The organism is Allobosea sp. UNC402CLCol (assembly GCF_000745475.1).
In the GTDB taxonomy this organism is placed as follows: Bacteria; Pseudomonadota; Alphaproteobacteria; order Rhizobiales; family Beijerinckiaceae; genus Allobosea; species Allobosea spartocytisi.
Genome location: NZ_JQJJ01000014.1, coordinates 64,049 through 79,202, shown reverse-complemented (window position 1 = coordinate 79,202; position 15,154 = coordinate 64,049). Strand labels below are relative to the sequence as shown.

Genomic DNA, 15,154 nt, shown 5'->3' with positions numbered 1-15,154 from the left:
GCGCGCTCCTTGAGACTTCAGCCTTCTCGGGAGCGTTATGGCGCGGCGCCGGGCAAACGCCAACCGGCGCGGACGCACGGACGCGACCATGCAAATCCGCGCCGAAGGATGATCTTACTCGCTGGCCTTGTTGATCGACCCGGTTACGCTGGGCGCCGCGACCGCGCCGATGGCTCCGCCCGCCACGGCGCCGATCGGTCCGCCGACAAGCGCGCCCGCCCCCGCTCCCGCGGCCGCGCCGGCGATGCGCTGGTCGGTGGTGTTGCAGGCCGCGAGCAGCGTCGCAAGGCAGCTTGCGAGAAGAATGGCTCGCATAATTCGTCCCCTTTTGCTCGAGGCATCAGGCCGAAAAGCGAAATCCGCCTGTCTCAGCAGCCCGATGCATCACCGAAAGCCGGGCCGCCAACGCGCCCATGCAGGCGCATCGCGGCCAGGCTCTGACCGGGCCGAGCATGGGTTTGCATGGCTAACGAAAGGTAAATCAGGCCGAGACGGTTGGGCCGAAGACCCGCTCGAAGGCTTCGCGCAGCACCGAATCGGCCTCCGGCATCGTCACCGGCAAGCCGAGATCGACCAGCGAGGTCACGCCGTGCCGGCTGACGCCGCAAGGCACGATGCCGTCGAAATGGGAGAGATCGGGATCGACATTGAACGAGATGCCGTGGAACGAGACCCAGCGGCGCACACGGATGCCGATGGCGGCGATCTTGTCCTCGACACCCTCGCCCCGTTCCGGCCGGCGCACCCAGACGCCGACGCGATCCTCGCGCCGTTCGCCACGAATGTTGACATCGTCGAGCGCGCCGATCAGCCAGCCCTCCAGCGCAGCGACGAAGCGGCGCAGATCCGGCTGGCGACGCTTCAGGTCGAGCATGACATAGGCCACGCGCTGGCCGGGGCCGTGATAGGTGAACTGCCCGCCCCGCCCCGAGCGGAACACCGGGAATCGCTCCGGCGCGATCAGGTCCTCGTCGCGCGCCGAGGTGCCGGCGGTGTAAAGCGGTGGATGCTCGACCAGCCAGACGCGCTCGCGCGCCTGCCCGTCGGCGATCAACCCGGCGCGCGCCTCCATCTCGGCGACCGCCTCGTCATAGCCCGTCAGCCCTTCGGCCACGACCCATTCCACCGGCTCGGCGCCCGCTTCCGGCAGGAAGGAAACCGCCAGCGCATCCCGCATATTCACCATGGCTTAACCATGTTCCGTCCAAAGTTTACGGGCCGGTTTCTGCCGGCTGACCATGACCGAGCCTCTTGCGCCCAAAAGCCGCCGGCAGGCAAGTTTCGCTGGTCCAATTCTGAAGTAGGGTTCCGGAGGCAGGACTTGAAGACCGATCTCGATCTCGTTCCTGTCGAGCTTACCGTTGTGCTGGGGCAGACCCAGATGCCGATCTACAAGCTGCTGCGACTCGGCCGCGGCGCCATCATCGAGCTCAATGCCAGCGAGATGGACGAGGTCCAGATTCTCGCCAACAACCACCCCTTCGCCAAGGGAATCGTCGTGGTCAGCGGCGCGCGCATCTCCGTCGAGATCACCCAGATGCTGAAGCGCCCCACCGTCTACACACTCCAGAGCGTCGCCGAGGCGGCCTGACCCCTCTTTTTTCAGGAAAATGCGGCGCGCGTCGCTTTTCCACAGTGATGCTCTTGTGGCGGCGGATTCGATTTGCTAGATCGGCGCCGCTCCCTGGTTGCACCGCCCGCAACTGGAACAGAGCTGCGGTCGTGGCGGAACTGGTAGACGCACTACCTTGAGGTGGTAGCGGGGAGACCCGTGGAGGTTCGAGTCCTCTCGACCGCACCAAATTCGGACGATAAGTCCAGCGAACGGCGACCCTCTCGGGTCGCCGTTCGCGTTTCCGGCCTCATGCTCGATTCGTCCCAGGCTGCACCGTTCCGGGCTGACAGGCGTCAGAACTTTGGTAACGTAAATCGGTCATCAACGTGTCTCGTCTGATCCCCGAGAATACCGCTCCCCGCATGTCACGCATCCGCATCCTGCCTCTTCTGGCTGCCGCCGCCGTTGCGGTCCTTGGCGGCTGCGTGGCGCTCGACACCGCCGGTGACCGGCGCCCGCATGCCGGCGTCGTCGAGGCGCACAGCTACCCGATCCACGGCATCGACGTGTCGCGCTGGCAGGGTGACATCGACTGGTCTGCGGTGCGCGCCTCCGGCATCCGCTTCGTCTACATGAAGGCGACAGAGGGCGGCGACCACATCGACCCGGCCTTCCAGCGCAACTGGGACGGCGCGCGCCGCGCCGGCATCGCCCGCGGCGCCTATCATTTCGTCTATTGGTGCCGCCCGGCCCATGAGCAGGCGCTCTGGTTCAAGCAGCAGATCCCGAACGATCCCGACGCCTTGCCGCCGGTGCTCGACGTCGAATGGAACGGCCATTCCAAGACCTGCCCGCAGAAGGTCAGCCGCGAGCTGGCGCTGGAGAAGATCCAGCTCATGCTCACCGAGCTCGAGCAGCTCACCGGCAAGAAGCCGGTGATCTACACCGACATCACCTTCCACAAGGAGGTGCTGGAAGGCCAGTTCAACGACTACCCCTACTGGATCCGCTCGACGGCGGCGAAGCCCGAGACCCGCTACCAGAACCGTCCCTGGGCGATCTGGCAGTTCACCACCACGGCCAAAGTCCCGGGCATTCGCGGAGATGTCGACCGCAACGCCTTCTTCGGCAACGAAGGGCAGTTCATCGGCTGGCTGCAGGGCGAATACGACATCGCCACCCGCCGCTGGGAGAAGCGCAAGCCTGTGCCGCCGCAGCCGAGTCCCGGGCCGGATCATCCCGCGGCGCCAACCCCGATCCCCGTGGCGCCCGGCCCGTTCTCTCCCGCTCCCGCCCCGCTTCCGAACGAGGACCCGGAGGACGTGCCGATGGCGCGCATTCCTGGCGGCGTGCCGCCGATGGCCTCGGCCTTCCAGCCTCTAGGCGACCAGAGCATTTCGGACTGAGGCTGCCGGACGCCGTCAGAGGCGCACCGTCATTCCGACTTGACCCGCGATGACGCGTCTTTTCCCCAAAAAAACAGCACGCAGCAGCCCTGCCACGCCGCGCGAATCCCGCCGGTTAACCAAAGCTGAAAAACATCCTGCGATTGCCGGGCAATTCTAACCGCCGCTTAACCACGCTCTCCGCATCTGGACCTGTGATGCAGGAGAAACACATGCCGGCGCGCAAGCTGACCCACGGCAGGATCTATCTCGGAGCCTTCGCCTTTCTGACGGCCCTCACCTGTCTGGCCGGGCCCGTCTTCGCGCTCTATCCAAAGAAGGGCGACAGCGCACCGCATCACGGCGTGCGCGACGCCCGCCGCAAGGTCATCCAGGGCATCGACGTCTCGCGCTGGCAGGGCGAGATCGACTGGGAGAAGGTCAAGGGCGCCGGCACGCGCTTCGCCTTCATCAAGGCGACGGAAGGCGGCGACCATCTCGACCCCAATTTCCGCCGCAACTGGGCCGAGGCGAAGAAGCACGGCGTCCCGCGCAGCGCCTATCACTTCGTCTGGTGGTGTCGCCCGGCCGCCGAACAGGTGCGCTGGATCAAGAAGCACATTCCGCGCGACCCCGACGCATTGCCCCCGGTGCTCGACGTCGAATGGCAGAACGGCTCGCAATGCGCCCGCAGGGTCTCGCGCGAGGATGCGCTCGCGAAGATCGAGATCATGCTCAAGGGGCTGCGCGAGCACACCGGCAAGAAGCCGATCATCTACACCGACATCAATTTTCACGAGGACGTGCTCGAAGGCGCGTTCAACGACCATCCCTACTGGCTGCGCTCGACCGCCGCGCCGCTGGCGAAGCGCTATGCCCGCGACCGCTGGGAGTTCTGGCAGTTCACCACCACCGGCCGCGTGCCCGGCATCGCCGGCGATGTCGACCGCAACGCCTTCTTCGGCAGCGAGCGCGAATTCGAGGCCTGGCGGCAGGGGCGCTTCGACATCGGGCTGCGCAAATGGCATGGCGGCGAGCCGAAGGTCGCGGCACGCACGCCGCCTCCCACGCCGGCAGGCCTGCGCGCGCCCAGGGCGGCTGGCGGCGCCACGCTGAAATTCGCCCCGCCCGGCCGCATTCCCTCGCGCACGGCGGATAGTCGCGACGTCGGCACGACGGGTTCCGTCCGGCGCAATTGAAGCAGGCGGCGCCGGCCGTCACGTCCCTGTCACATCGGCGGAGCCCTGTGCCGCGCGCACAAGCCCTGCCCGTGATCGAGACGAACGACGATGCCGACCGATCTGCAATCCCAAACCGGCGTCATCTGGGCCTATCGTTTCGATACCGAGGGCCGGCCCAGCCTGATCGCGCGCGACACCCTGCCCGACCTCGTCCCGGATGAAGGCTTCGTCTGGCTGCATCTCGACCTCGTGCATACCCGCGCACAGAGCTGGATCGGCGAGCAGGAGCTGCCGGACGCGGCGCAGGAAACCCTCCTCTCGCAGGAAACGCATCAGCGGCTCGACCATTCGGCCCAGCTTGCCTGGGGCGTCTCGCATGACCTCATCCGCAGCATCGCCGACAAGTCGGACAGCGTCGGCGCGCTGCGCTGGATCATCGGCGACAGCTTCCTGCTCACCGGCCGGCGCGAGGCGCTGCACTCGATCCGGATGACGGCGGAGGCGCTGAATCGCGGCGAGCCGGCGGAGAGCCCGAGCGCGCTTTTCGAGCAGATCATCGAATACATCATCGACGACATCACCGACAGCGTCGTGCGCCTCGTCGACGAAACCGACAGCGTCGAGGACCAGATCCTGCTGGACCGGCTGCATGACGGGCCGCAGCGCGTCGGCGCGATCCGCCGCACCGCCGTGCGGCTGCACCGGCAGCTCAGCGGCCTCCATGTCCTGTTCCGGCGCTTCGCCGAGACGCAATCCGGCCGCAGCGCCCCCGATGCCGTCAAGGCGACCGCAGCGCGCCTGCTGCAACGGGTCGACACGCTGCATCACGACGTCCAGTCGGTGCAGGATCGCGCCCGCCTGCTGCAGGACGAGATCGCCGCCCGCTCGGCCAACCGCACCAACCGGCAGCTCTACGTCTTGTCGATCCTGACCGCGCTCTTCCTGCCGGCGACCTTCATCACCGGCCTGTTCGGCATCAATGTGAAGGGGCTGCCCTGGGTCGAGTCCGAGGCCGGCGCGATCTATGTGTCGCTGGCCTGCATGCTCGCCGCGCTGCTGACGCTCATCCTGCTGCGGCGCCGCGGCGTGATCGGCGACTGAGCCGCGCTGCCGCGCAAAGGCTTCACACGGCGGCTGGCCGCGTATTCACCTCGACAGTGACATGCGACAACGTCGGCAGGTCGGCAAGCAGCGCCTTGTAGGCCGAGGGTGATTTCGGCTGGCCGGTCACGACCGAGACGATGGCGCTGCGATGCCCGGGCCCGACCTGCCAGAGATGTAGGTCGGCGACCTCCGCGCCCTCGGCGGCGAGCCGCTCGCCGATGCGCTTCGCCAGCGCCTCATCCGGCACCGTGTCGAGCAGCACGGCCCCGGAACGACGCAGCAGCCCGACGGACCAATGCGCGATCACGCCGGCGCCGACGATCCCGATCAGCGGATCGAGCCAGACCCAGCCATAATACCGCCCGCCGAGCAGCGCCGCGATCGCCAGGACAGAGGTGAAGGCATCGGCGATGACATGCATATAGGCCGCGCGCAGATTGATATCCGCGCCATGGCCGCCATGGGAATGATGGCCGTGGTGGTGATCGTCGTGATCATGGTGGTGGTGCCCGTGGCCGTGATGGTCGTGCCCGTCCCTGAGCAGCCAGGCGCTTGCCAGATTGACCGCGAGCCCAAGCGCCGCGATCGCGGTCGCCTGGGTAAAATCGATCGCAACCGGCGCGTAGAGCCGCAGCGCCGATTCCCCGGCGACCGCGAGCGCGATGAACATGAGGAGCAGGGCGCTGGCGAAGGCGGCGAGATCGCCTAGTTTGCCCGTTCCAAAGCTGAAGCGGCGGTCATGCGCATGCTGCCGCGCGAAGCGATAGGCGAAGGCGGCGATACCGAGCGCCGCCGCATGGGTCGACATGTGCCAGCCATCGGCGACGAGGGCCATCGAGCCGAAGACCGTACCGGCAACGATTTCAGCGACCATCATCACGGTCGTCAGGCCGACGACAAGCCAGGTCCGGCGCTCGTGGCGCTCGTGCTCGCTGCCGAGGAAGACATGCTGGTGCTGGGCGGGAAAGCTGTTCGCAGCCGACATCGGTTCGCTCCGCACGGTCAGAGATATTTGGTGAGGGCCTTGAGCTCCTCGATCGAGCGGCGCGCCTCCGGCGTCGTCGCCTGGGCATGGTCGAACAGGTGATGCTCGATATGGTCGAAGATCAGCAGCGACTTGACCTTCTCCAGCGCCTTCTCGACGGCTTGGAGCTGCTGCACCACGTCAGGAACCGCCCTGCCCGCCTCGACCATCCCCACGACCGTGCCGAGATGGCCCTGCGCGCGGCGCAGGCGGTTGATGATGTCGGGATCCATGGCGTGGCTCATGGCCCATATCCTATCCCCCTGGATAGGATATGCAATAGCGAAGCCTCCACCGGCGATGGGCCGGGGCGGATGAGGGGTCGCACGCAGCCCGGCACGGCATCACGCCAAACCGCGTCGGGCGCGGCTGCGCACTGACGCCCCGCGTCGGTCCGGCTATAACGACGGCAAGGGAGCCTCGCTCCCCACGACCCGCCGGGAGGTTCCGCCATGCTTGCCAACGCGCCGCGCCCCTTCAATTTTGACCTCGGCGAGACCGCCGATGCGATCCGCGACACGGTCCATGCCTTCGCGCAGGAGAAGATCGCCCCGCGCGCCGAGGAGATCGACAGGACCAACCAGTTCCCGCGCGATCTATGGCCGGAAATGGGCGCGCTCGGCCTGCACGGCATGACGGTCGATGAGGAGCATGGCGGCTCAGGCCTTGGCTATCTCGAGCACTGCATCGCGGTCGAGGAAGTCTCTCGCGCCTCGGCCTCGGTCGGCCTCTCCTACGGCGCCCACTCGAATCTCTGCGTCAACCAGATCAGCCGCAACGGCAACGAGGCGCAGAAGCGGAAATATCTGCCGAAGCTGATCTCCGGCGAACATGTTGGCGCGCTCGCCATGTCGGAGCCCGGCTCTGGCTCGGACGTCGTCTCGATGCGCACCCGCGCCGACAGGAAGGGCGACCGCTACGTCCTCAACGGCAACAAGATGTGGATCACCAACGGTCCGATCGCCGAGACGCTGGTCGTCTACGCCAAGACCGATCCGGAAGCTGGCCCGCGCGGCATCACCGCCTTCCTGATCGAGAAGGGCATGAAGGGTTTCTCGACCCACCAGAAGCTCGACAAGCTCGGCATGCGCGGCTCGGATACCTGCGAGCTCGTCTTCCAGGATTGCGAGGTGCCGGAGGAGAATGTGCTCGGCCAGGTCGGGCGCGGCGTCAACGTGCTGATGTCAGGCCTCGACTATGAGCGCGTCGTGCTGGCCGCCGGCCCGCTCGGCATCATGCAGGCGGCGCTCGACGTGGTCATGCCCTATGTCCATGAGCGCAAGCAGTTCGGCCAGTCGATCGGCGAGTTCCAGCTCGTCCAGGGCAAGGTCGCCGACATGTATGTCGCGCTGAATTCCTGCCGCGCCTATGTCTATGCCGTGGCCAAGGCCTGCGACCGCGGCGAGACCACCCGCGAGGACGCCGCCGGCGCCATTCTGCTCGCGGCCGAGAAGGCGACGCAGGTGGCGCTCGACGCCATCCAGCTCCTCGGCGGCAACGGCTACATCAACGACTACCCGACCGGCCGCCTGCTGCGCGACGCCAAGCTCTACGAGATCGGCGCCGGGACGAGCGAGATCAGGCGGATGCTGATCGGCCGGGAGCTGTTCAACAAGACGAAGTGAGGCTAGAGGGCTTCATGCCCCTTTACTTCGCCTACGGCCTCAACATGGATCCGGACGGGATGGCGCGGCGCTGCCCGAACTCCCGGCCGCTCGGCCCGGCCCGCTTGCCCCGCCACCGCTTCATCGTCACGCGCGACGGCTATGCCTCGGCGATCCGCGATCCGCGCGAGGAGGTCCATGGCGTGCTGTGGGATTGCTCGCTCAGTGACATCCGCGCGCTCGACAAGTTCGAGGACATCGCCAGCGGCCTTTACGTCAAGATCAGCCAGCCAGTGATCGTGCCCGGCGGCGCCAAGCGCGCGCTGATCTATATCGGCCGTTCGGGCGATCCGGGAAAGCCGAAGCCGGGCTACATGGAAGCGATCATCACTGGGGCGAAACATTTCGCCCTGCCAGAGACTTACATCGCCGGCTTGAATCGCTTTCTGATCGAAAATCGCCGCGTCGTGCTGCCGCGATTGTAGGAAAAACTCTGCAATTCGCTTTCCCCCGCGCGGCCTCGGCCAGGCGTTGGATGTGGTGCCGACAGACCTAGAGCCCTTTGTAGTCGGGCACCCATCCATTCATCCTTTGGCGCGAAACTCCTCTGGTGCGAATGTCGCGAGCTCCTGCAGCAGCAGCGGCCAGCTGCGCAGGCCGAGCGCGATTGAATCGAGATGGAAGAACTCGTTGGGTGCGTGAACATCCTCGTCTGGCAGGTTCAGGCCGAACATCAGCGTGTCCATGCCGAGCAACTCCTTGAAGATCGCGGTGATCGGGACTGTCGCGCCGAGACGCACATGGACGGGGTCGCGTTGCCAGACCCGTTGCAGCACCCGCGTCGCCGCCTGGACCAGCGGGTGGTGGCCCGCCAGCGTCGAAGCCGGCGAGCCACCGCCGATGCCCGCGAATGCGATGCGCACGCCGGGGCGAGCGACCGAGCGGATATGATCCTGCAGCGCCTGAATGGCCTGTTCGGGATCCTGTCCGGGCGCCAGCCTGATCGTGACCTTGGCGCGCGCTTCATCGGGGATGACCGTCTTGCTGCCGGCGCCGGTATAGCCGCCCCACATACCGTTGACGTCGATCGCCGGGCGCAGCGTCAAGCGCTCGCGCAGGCTGTAGCCGGGCTCGCCCGCCGCGATCCCGCCGACATCGGCGACGAAAGCGGCCTCGTCGAACGGCAACGCCGCGGCATCGCGGCGGTCCTGCGCGCTCGGTGGCGGCAGCGCCTCCATCAAGGCGGGGATGGCGATCGCCCCGTTGGCGTCGTGCAGCGAGGCGATGATCGCGGCGAGTTCGTGCAGCGCGTTGCGCACGGCCCCGCCATAGCGGCCGGAATGCATCTCCTTCTCCGCGCTGCGCACGATGAGTTCGAGCTTGGCCAGGCCACGCGCCCCGACATTGATCGTCGGCACCGTCGGGCTCGCGCGCCCGCCATCGGCCGAGATCATCGCATCGGCCTGCAGCAGCGTCCCGTAGCGGCGCACGATTTCGCGGAGGCTTGGGCTGCCGGTCTCCTCCTCGCCTTCCAGGAAGAGCTTGATGTTGACGGGGCAGCCTCCGTGCACCGCGAGGAAGCCGGCGACAGTCTCGATCGCGATCGTGGTCGAGCCCTTGACGTCGGAAGCGCCGCGCGCATGCAGGCGCCCGCCCTGGATCGTCGGCTCGAAGGGCGGCGTCCGCCACAGGGCGAGCGGATCGGGTGGCTGTACGTCGTAATGACCGTAGACGATGATGGTCGGCGCGCCCGGCGCCCCGAGCCAGGCGCCATAGACCGCCGGATGTCCGCCGCCATCGAGCAGTTGCACATCCGACAGCCCGATCTCCGCCAACCAGTCGAGCAGAAAGGCGCGCGTGGCGGCCATGCCCTCGGCATAAGCGGGATCGGTGCTGACACTCGGCAGCCTGAGGAAGGCTGTCAGCCTGTCAAGCACGGCGTCATGGCGTTGCAGGAGGTGGTCGACGACCGGCTCGGCATTCATCGGGACTTCCTCGACATGGGTGCCGACGGCGCAAGGCGCCGCCAGAGATGGGCTCTATTCCGGCTGGATGCCGGCGGCCTTCACGATCTCGGCCCATTTGGCGATCTCGGTCCCGACGAAGGCCTTGAGCTCGTCTGGCGTGCTGGTCTCAGGCTCGACGCCGGCCGCGAGCAAACGCTCCTTTGTCGCCGGATCGTTGACTGCGGCAGTCAGCGCCTGATTCAATTTGTCGATGGTGGAGCGCGGCGTCTTGGCCGGGACAAAGGCCGCGAACCAGGCCGCGAGGTCGTAACCCTTGACGCCACCCTCGGCCATGGTCGGCAGATCGGGCGCGAGCACGCTGCGCCTGGCGGTCGAAACTGCGAGGCCGTTGACCGCGCCCGCTTTGATCTGCGGCAAAGTCGTCGAGATGTCGGCGAAAACGATGTTGATCTGCCCGCCGAGCAGATCGGTGATCGCCTGCGGATTGCTGCGATAGGGCACATAGGTGATGTCGAGGCCGGCCAGGGACTTCAGCATCTCGCCGGCGATGCGTGACGAGCTCGACCCGGCACCGAAGGTCAACTTGCCCGGATTGGCCTTGGCATAGGCGACGAACTCCTGGACGGTTTTGGCCGGAACGGCAGGGTTGGTCGCGAGCGCGAGCGTGATCGTGCCGAGCTTGCCGACGGCCTCGAAGCTGTTGATGGCGTCATAGGGCACATGCTTGAGCAGGCTCTGATTGGCGCCATGCGTGGTGTTGGTGGTGATCAGCACCGTGTGGCCGTCGGGCTCGGCGCGGGCGACGTTCTGCGCGGCGATGACACCGCTCGCCCCGGCCAGATTCTCGATAACCACCGGTTTCCCGAGGTTCTTCGAGACATGCTCGCCGAGGATGCGGGCCACCGCGTCGGTCGCGCTGCCGGCCGCGAAGGGCACGACGAATTTGAGGGATCTCGACGGGAATTCCTGGGCACTTGCGATGCCGGTGAGGCCGATGGCCAGCGCACCTGCCGCGATCATGCGCAAAATCGATGTTCTCATGGATTTTCCTCCGCTTTTGTCGGTCATGTCGGGGCGGCGTCTTGCTGCGCCGTTCGATTGGGATCAGTCGTCCGGAATTTCGATGTCCAGCAGGGCGGAGCTCAGGGACTTGCCGTGGGTGTCGAGGGCGAGCGAGCGCGTCACCCCACCGCCCAGCGCCTGCCGGAGCACGAAGTTGAGCGCCCCCAGCGACGCGATCTCGTAGCGGCTGACGCTGCCGCGAAGGATGCCGGCGAAATGCGTCGCGACCCGCTCAGCCGTGACGTGACGCACCAGGCGCGGATAATCCGCCTCTTCATAGGCGATCAGCGAGATGCTGGAGGTGTCACCCTTGTCGCCAGCGCGAGCATGGGCGACGCCGCGCAGCTTCATTTCAGCTCTCCAACATATGGATCGAGGGCTGGACCCGCTCGCGCGGCAGCAGCGTCGAGAGCACTCCGAGAACCTCGCGGACCTGCTTGGTGACGCCACCGCCGCCCGCCGGCCCGTTGGTGTAGAGGGTCTCCACCTCGCTGCCGATGCGCACCGCCTCGTCCATCGAGGCCGTGCGCCCGGCCACGCGCAGCCGCACCTCGTAGGGCTCCGCCCGCTCGCCGCCGCCGGCCGGCAGTCCGTGGCCGTGGAGCGCATCAATGCCGATCAGATCGAAGCGCAACTCCTGCGCCATGAGCCCAGTCAACTCCAGCCGCTCGCGCACGATCGCGGCCGCCAGCTCCGCGCGGTCTCGCGCGCCGCTGCCGGCATAGGAAATCTGGCCTTCGCCCACGAAGCCTTCCGCGACGCCGAGCGAGACCTTCAGCGCTTCGGGCCGCGCACGGCCGCTCGCTCCGGAGATGCGGACCTGGTCTTGCCCGACTTGCTCGACACGAACCTGCGAGAAGTCCGCGACGACGTCGGGGGTGAAATACGCCGCCGGGTCATGAATCTCGTAGAGAATCTGCTCCTTGCAGGTGGCGGATGTCACGCAGCCGCCCGAGCCCTCGACCTTGGTGATGATGGCCGAGCCGTCCTCGCCGACCTCGGCGAGGGGAAAGCCGAGCCGCGCCAGCCCCGGCACCGTCTTGAAGCCGGGATCCGCGAAATAGCCGCCGGTGACCTGCCCGGCGCATTCCAGCACATGGCCGATCAGCGTCGCCTGGCCGAGCCGCGGCCAATCCTCGAACGACCAGCCGAATTCATGCACCAGCGGCCCGAGGAAAAGCGAAGGATCGGCGGCGCGTCCGGTGATCACGAGATCGGCGCCGGCGGAGAGCGCCTGTACGATCGGCTCGGCCCCGAGATAGGCATTGGCCGAGATCAGGCTCGCCCCCAGCGCGGCAGCGGGCCGCCCATCTTCCAATATGCGGCCATGACCATCGCCGACCGAAGCCGCGACGTCGTCGCCCGTCACGGCCGCCACTTTGTAGCCGCGCAAGCCGAGGTCGCGCGCGGTCGCGCAGACAAGCTCGGCCGCCGCCAGCGGGTTGGCCGCCCCCATATTGGTGATGATGACGGTGCCGGCGCGGCGACAGGCCGGAAGCACCGCGCGCATGCGTGCCGCCAGCAATGGATCGTAGCCGAGCCTTGGATCACGCCGCCGTGCCTGCTGCGCCAGCGCGATGGTGCGCTCCGCCAGACATTCAAAGACGAGGTAGTCGAGCCGGCCGCGCTCCGCGAGTTCGACCGCAGGCTCGATCCTGTCGCCCGAATAGCCCGCGCCGGCCCCTATTCTCACCTGTCGCATGCATCCTCCAGTTGCCAGAGAATGCCGTCGTAAATTCATATCACAATTGAAATTATTCTATCTCAGTAATAGGATTTCAGTATGAATTTCGATGTTCGGCAGCTGCGGGCGTTCATTGCGGTGGCGGAGCATGGCAGCTTCACCCGCGCCGCGGCGGCGCTCAATCTCTCTCAGCCCGCCCTGACCGTTCAGGTCCGGGCGCTGGAGGAAGCGCTCGGCCTGCGGCTTTTCGACCGGAACACGCGCAATGTCGCGCTGACGCGCCTGGGCCGCGAGCTCTTGCCGGAACTGCGGCGCGTCCTGCGCGAGCTCGAGGCGCTGCTCGACAAAACCCGGCAGCTCGCGCGCATGGCCGGAGGGATGGTTCGCATCGCGGTGCTACCCTCGTTCGCCTCGAGCCTGCTGCCGGATGTGATCGCACGCTTCCGCGCGCAACACCCCGAGATCGGCTTTGCGCTGCGTGACGTCATCGCCAGCGGCGTCACGGCGCTGACGCTCGCCGAGGAGGTCGATCTCGGCATCACCGGCGGACCATTCGAGGATGCGGAGCTGGAGTTGATGCTGAGCAACGTCGACCGGATGCATGCCGTATTCCCATCGGGTCACGCGCTGGACGATGGCACCTCGCCTTCACTCGCAGCGGTGGCACGCCATCCGCTCGTCCTGATGTCGCGGGCGACCAGTGTGCGGGCGGTGGTCGATGCCGCCGTCGCGGCTGAGGGGCTGGTGGCGGAGGTTGCCGCGGAGGCGACCTACATGTCCACGGCCGTCGGCATGGTCCGTGCTGGAATGGGGATCGCGATCCTGCCCGAGACCGCAATGGAGATCAAAGCGCTGCCGATGCTTCGTTCGGCGCCGATCGACGATCCGCGGCTGGCGCGCAGCATCTCGGTGATCAAGCGCAGAGGCCGGACATTGCCACCGGCAAGTGCAGCCTTCCTGGACCATCTTGGCGTTGCGTTCGATGCGCTGCGGCAAAACGCAATGTGAGCCGGGTTTGCCTCTTGCCTTGGGTGCGGTGCCCGGCACCCGCTATCGCGGGGTTCGCGCCGCGATCCATCGCGCTAGCGATCGAACAGGCCTTCGAAGACAAGGCGAACATCCTCTGACGGGTCGGTCCGGAGTTGGGCGCCGTCGACGTCGAAAACGAGCGTCGCCCGCTGTCCCAAGTCGTATGGCGGCCAGGCGGCGACGCCGCCGGCATGGATGAAAGCCGTGACCATTTCGTGCATGCCACCATCGCCGGGCCCCGCCGCAGTGCCGTAAGGTCCCGGCTGATTCCAGATGAGGCTGAGATCGGCGACATGGGGTGCCTGGCCGGCGAAGGGCCCGGCCGCGAGCGGCCTGTCGTTGCGATAGACCCAGGTCGGCCGCCCGGCCGCATGATGCGCATCGGCCAGCCGGATCGATGGCAATTCGTATTCTTCCGCCGTCAGCAGCTTCAGGCGCCGCGCGCGTGCAGACATGCCGGGCCACATCTGCAAGGCACGCCTCTCGGCTTCCGCCATGATCTCGGGCCCCAGATGCGCCAGCAGCCGGCCATCCCAGTCCTCCGCCGAATGGCCGTCTCCATGCGTCGCTTCGCCCAGGAAGGGCGCAGCCTCGTCGCGAGCCGTCCCGATCAGCAGCGGCACGGGGTGGCGGGGCAAGAGCCGCTGGGGCGACCGAGGCAGGAATATCCCGTCGGTCACGGGGCGAAAGGGCTGGCGCCGGGTCTCGCTTCCGCTCAATCGCTCTTGCAGGGCAATGAGGCCGGCAGCCGGGATGTCCTGGAGGTCGCGGAGGCAACCGCCGGCGAGGGCCAGCACCCTTTCGGCCACCGCATCCGCCGTCTCCCGGCTATGGACCGTGTCGCCGCCGCCGGAGCTCGAAAACGCCGCATGGAACAGGCCGGCCGCCGAGGGCGCAGCCAGAAGGGCCGCGACGTTCTTTGCCCCGGCCGACTCGCCTCCGACCGTGACGCGGCCGGGATCCCCGCCAAAAGCTGCGATGGCCTGCCGGACCCAGACGAGAGCAGCCACGATGTCCCGCAAGGCATTGTTGCCGCTGCCGCGGAATTCGTCACCGAAGATGCGCCCACCTTCGAGAAAGCCGAGCAGGCCGAGCCGATGGCCGATCGTGACGCACGTGATGCCGGCTCGGGCAAAGACCGCTCCGTCATAGACGGGCCGGCTTGTCCCCCCGACGGACTGGCCGCCGCCATGCAGCCAGACCAGCAACGGATGCGGCCCCGCCTCCGCCGGCGACCAGATGTTGAGATAGAGGCAATCCTCGCTCGTCGGCACGGCGGGCATGGCGTCGGGATCGCCGGGATAGAAGCCCGGATCGGCTGGCTGCGGCGCTGCCGGCGCGAAGGTCAGTGCCTCGCGCAGGCCGGTCCAGGGCGCAAGCGGCTGCGGCGGACGGAAGCGCAAGGGACCGATCGGCGCGGCGGCATAGGGCACACCCTTGAATGACCGGATCCCGCCGGAGAGCAGGCCGCGCAGCCGGCCGAAGGGCGTATCGACGATGAGAGCTTCGCCGGAGAGCGCGCTTGCGGATGGATCGAGTGACATGGGTGCGGATGTGTC

The 15,154-nt window shown here is 67.2% G+C and carries 15 protein-coding genes, 1 tRNA gene and 1 pseudogene; 8 read left to right on the top strand and 9 right to left on the bottom strand.

The genetic code is table 11. The features are described from left to right. Positions 1–114: 114 nt before the first annotated feature. Both GY40_RS18935 and lipB read right to left on the bottom strand, forming a co-directional pair. Complete coding sequence (locus tag GY40_RS18935) at positions 115–315, bottom strand: hypothetical protein (protein ID WP_038365526.1); 201 nt, start codon at positions 313–315, stop codon at positions 115–117. Positions 316–481: 166 nt separating this feature from the next. Further along, positions 482–1,186 carry a lipoyl(octanoyl) transferase LipB gene (gene lipB, locus GY40_RS18930; protein ID WP_038365525.1) on the bottom strand — a complete coding sequence of 235 codons (705 nt, stop codon included), beginning with the start codon at positions 1,184–1,186 and terminating at the stop codon, positions 482–484. 135 nt (positions 1,187–1,321) lie between these two features. On the opposite strand from lipB, the gene GY40_RS27175 reads away from it, so the two are divergent. The 5 genes and pseudogenes from GY40_RS27175 (at position 1,322) to GY40_RS18905 (ending at position 5,222) form a co-directional block, all read left to right on the top strand. Further along, the gene (locus GY40_RS27175; RefSeq protein ID WP_248311217.1) at positions 1,322–1,591 is read left to right on the top strand and encodes a FliM/FliN family flagellar motor switch protein; all 270 of its coding nucleotides are present in this window, start codon (positions 1,322–1,324) and stop codon (positions 1,589–1,591) included. Between the two features lie 125 nt (positions 1,592–1,716). Beyond that, a tRNA-Leu gene (locus GY40_RS18920) sits at positions 1,717–1,801 on the top strand. Between the two features lie 176 nt (positions 1,802–1,977). Then, positions 1,978–2,685: pseudogene (locus tag GY40_RS18915) on the top strand (GH25 family lysozyme); the annotation flags it as partial. Between the two features lie 488 nt (positions 2,686–3,173). Further along, positions 3,174–4,139 (top strand): glycoside hydrolase family 25 protein, encoded by a 966-nt coding sequence (locus GY40_RS18910; protein WP_081925523.1) that lies wholly within the window; start codon positions 3,174–3,176, stop codon positions 4,137–4,139. A 90-nt stretch (positions 4,140–4,229) separates the two neighbouring features. Further along, positions 4,230–5,222, top strand: a complete 993-nt coding sequence (locus GY40_RS18905) for a CorA family divalent cation transporter (RefSeq protein WP_038365524.1) — start codon at positions 4,230–4,232, stop codon at positions 5,220–5,222. Positions 5,223–5,244: 22 nt separating this feature from the next. Here the strand turns inward: GY40_RS18905 and dmeF are convergent, their stop codons facing one another. Next, positions 5,245–6,210 (bottom strand): CDF family Co(II)/Ni(II) efflux transporter DmeF, encoded by a 966-nt coding sequence (gene dmeF / locus GY40_RS18900; RefSeq protein WP_038365523.1) that lies wholly within the window; start codon positions 6,208–6,210, stop codon positions 5,245–5,247. A 17-nt stretch (positions 6,211–6,227) separates the two neighbouring features. After that, complete coding sequence (locus GY40_RS18895; protein WP_038365522.1) at positions 6,228–6,494, bottom strand: metal-sensing transcriptional repressor; 267 nt, start codon at positions 6,492–6,494, stop codon at positions 6,228–6,230. A 207-nt stretch (positions 6,495–6,701) separates the two neighbouring features. Here GY40_RS18895 and GY40_RS18890 point away from each other — a divergent pair, with 207 nt between their 5' ends. Both GY40_RS18890 and GY40_RS18885 read left to right on the top strand, forming a co-directional pair. Beyond that, on the top strand, positions 6,702–7,874 hold the full coding sequence (locus GY40_RS18890; RefSeq protein WP_038365521.1) for an isovaleryl-CoA dehydrogenase: 1,173 nt from the start codon (positions 6,702–6,704) through the stop codon (positions 7,872–7,874). A 14-nt stretch (positions 7,875–7,888) separates the two neighbouring features. Continuing rightward, positions 7,889–8,338: a gamma-glutamylcyclotransferase family protein gene (locus GY40_RS18885; protein ID WP_051988276.1), complete on the top strand. Its 450-nt coding sequence runs from the start codon at positions 7,889–7,891 to the stop codon at positions 8,336–8,338. Between the two features lie 99 nt (positions 8,339–8,437). Here GY40_RS18885 and GY40_RS18880 read toward each other — a convergent pair whose 3' ends face one another. The 4 genes from GY40_RS18880 to GY40_RS18865 all read right to left on the bottom strand — a co-directional run bounded on the left by GY40_RS18880 (position 8,438) and on the right by GY40_RS18865 (position 12,584). Further along, positions 8,438–9,838, bottom strand: coding sequence for a M20/M25/M40 family metallo-hydrolase (locus GY40_RS18880; protein WP_038365520.1), 1,401 nt, complete (start codon positions 9,836–9,838; stop codon positions 8,438–8,440). Positions 9,839–9,892: 54 nt separating this feature from the next. Next, positions 9,893–10,861 carry a Bug family tripartite tricarboxylate transporter substrate binding protein gene (locus tag GY40_RS18875; protein WP_038365519.1) on the bottom strand — a complete coding sequence of 323 codons (969 nt, stop codon included), beginning with the start codon at positions 10,859–10,861 and terminating at the stop codon, positions 9,893–9,895. A 63-nt stretch (positions 10,862–10,924) separates the two neighbouring features. After that, positions 10,925–11,233 (bottom strand): AtuA-related protein, encoded by a 309-nt coding sequence (locus GY40_RS18870; RefSeq protein WP_038365518.1) that lies wholly within the window; start codon positions 11,231–11,233, stop codon positions 10,925–10,927. A 1-nt stretch (position 11,234) separates the two neighbouring features. Next, positions 11,235–12,584, bottom strand: coding sequence for an acyclic terpene utilization AtuA family protein (locus tag GY40_RS18865; RefSeq protein ID WP_038365516.1), 1,350 nt, complete (start codon positions 12,582–12,584; stop codon positions 11,235–11,237). An 81-nt stretch (positions 12,585–12,665) separates the two neighbouring features. On the opposite strand from GY40_RS18865, the gene GY40_RS18860 reads away from it, so the two are divergent. Further along, a complete protein-coding gene (locus GY40_RS18860; RefSeq protein ID WP_038365513.1) occupies positions 12,666–13,574 on the top strand; it encodes a LysR family transcriptional regulator in 909 nt (302 codons plus the stop codon). A gap of 74 nt (positions 13,575–13,648) precedes the next feature. Here the strand turns inward: GY40_RS18860 and GY40_RS18855 are convergent, their stop codons facing one another. After that, positions 13,649–15,139 (bottom strand): carboxylesterase/lipase family protein, encoded by a 1,491-nt coding sequence (locus GY40_RS18855; RefSeq protein WP_051988275.1) that lies wholly within the window; start codon positions 15,137–15,139, stop codon positions 13,649–13,651. Between the last annotated feature and the right edge of the window lie 15 nt (positions 15,140–15,154).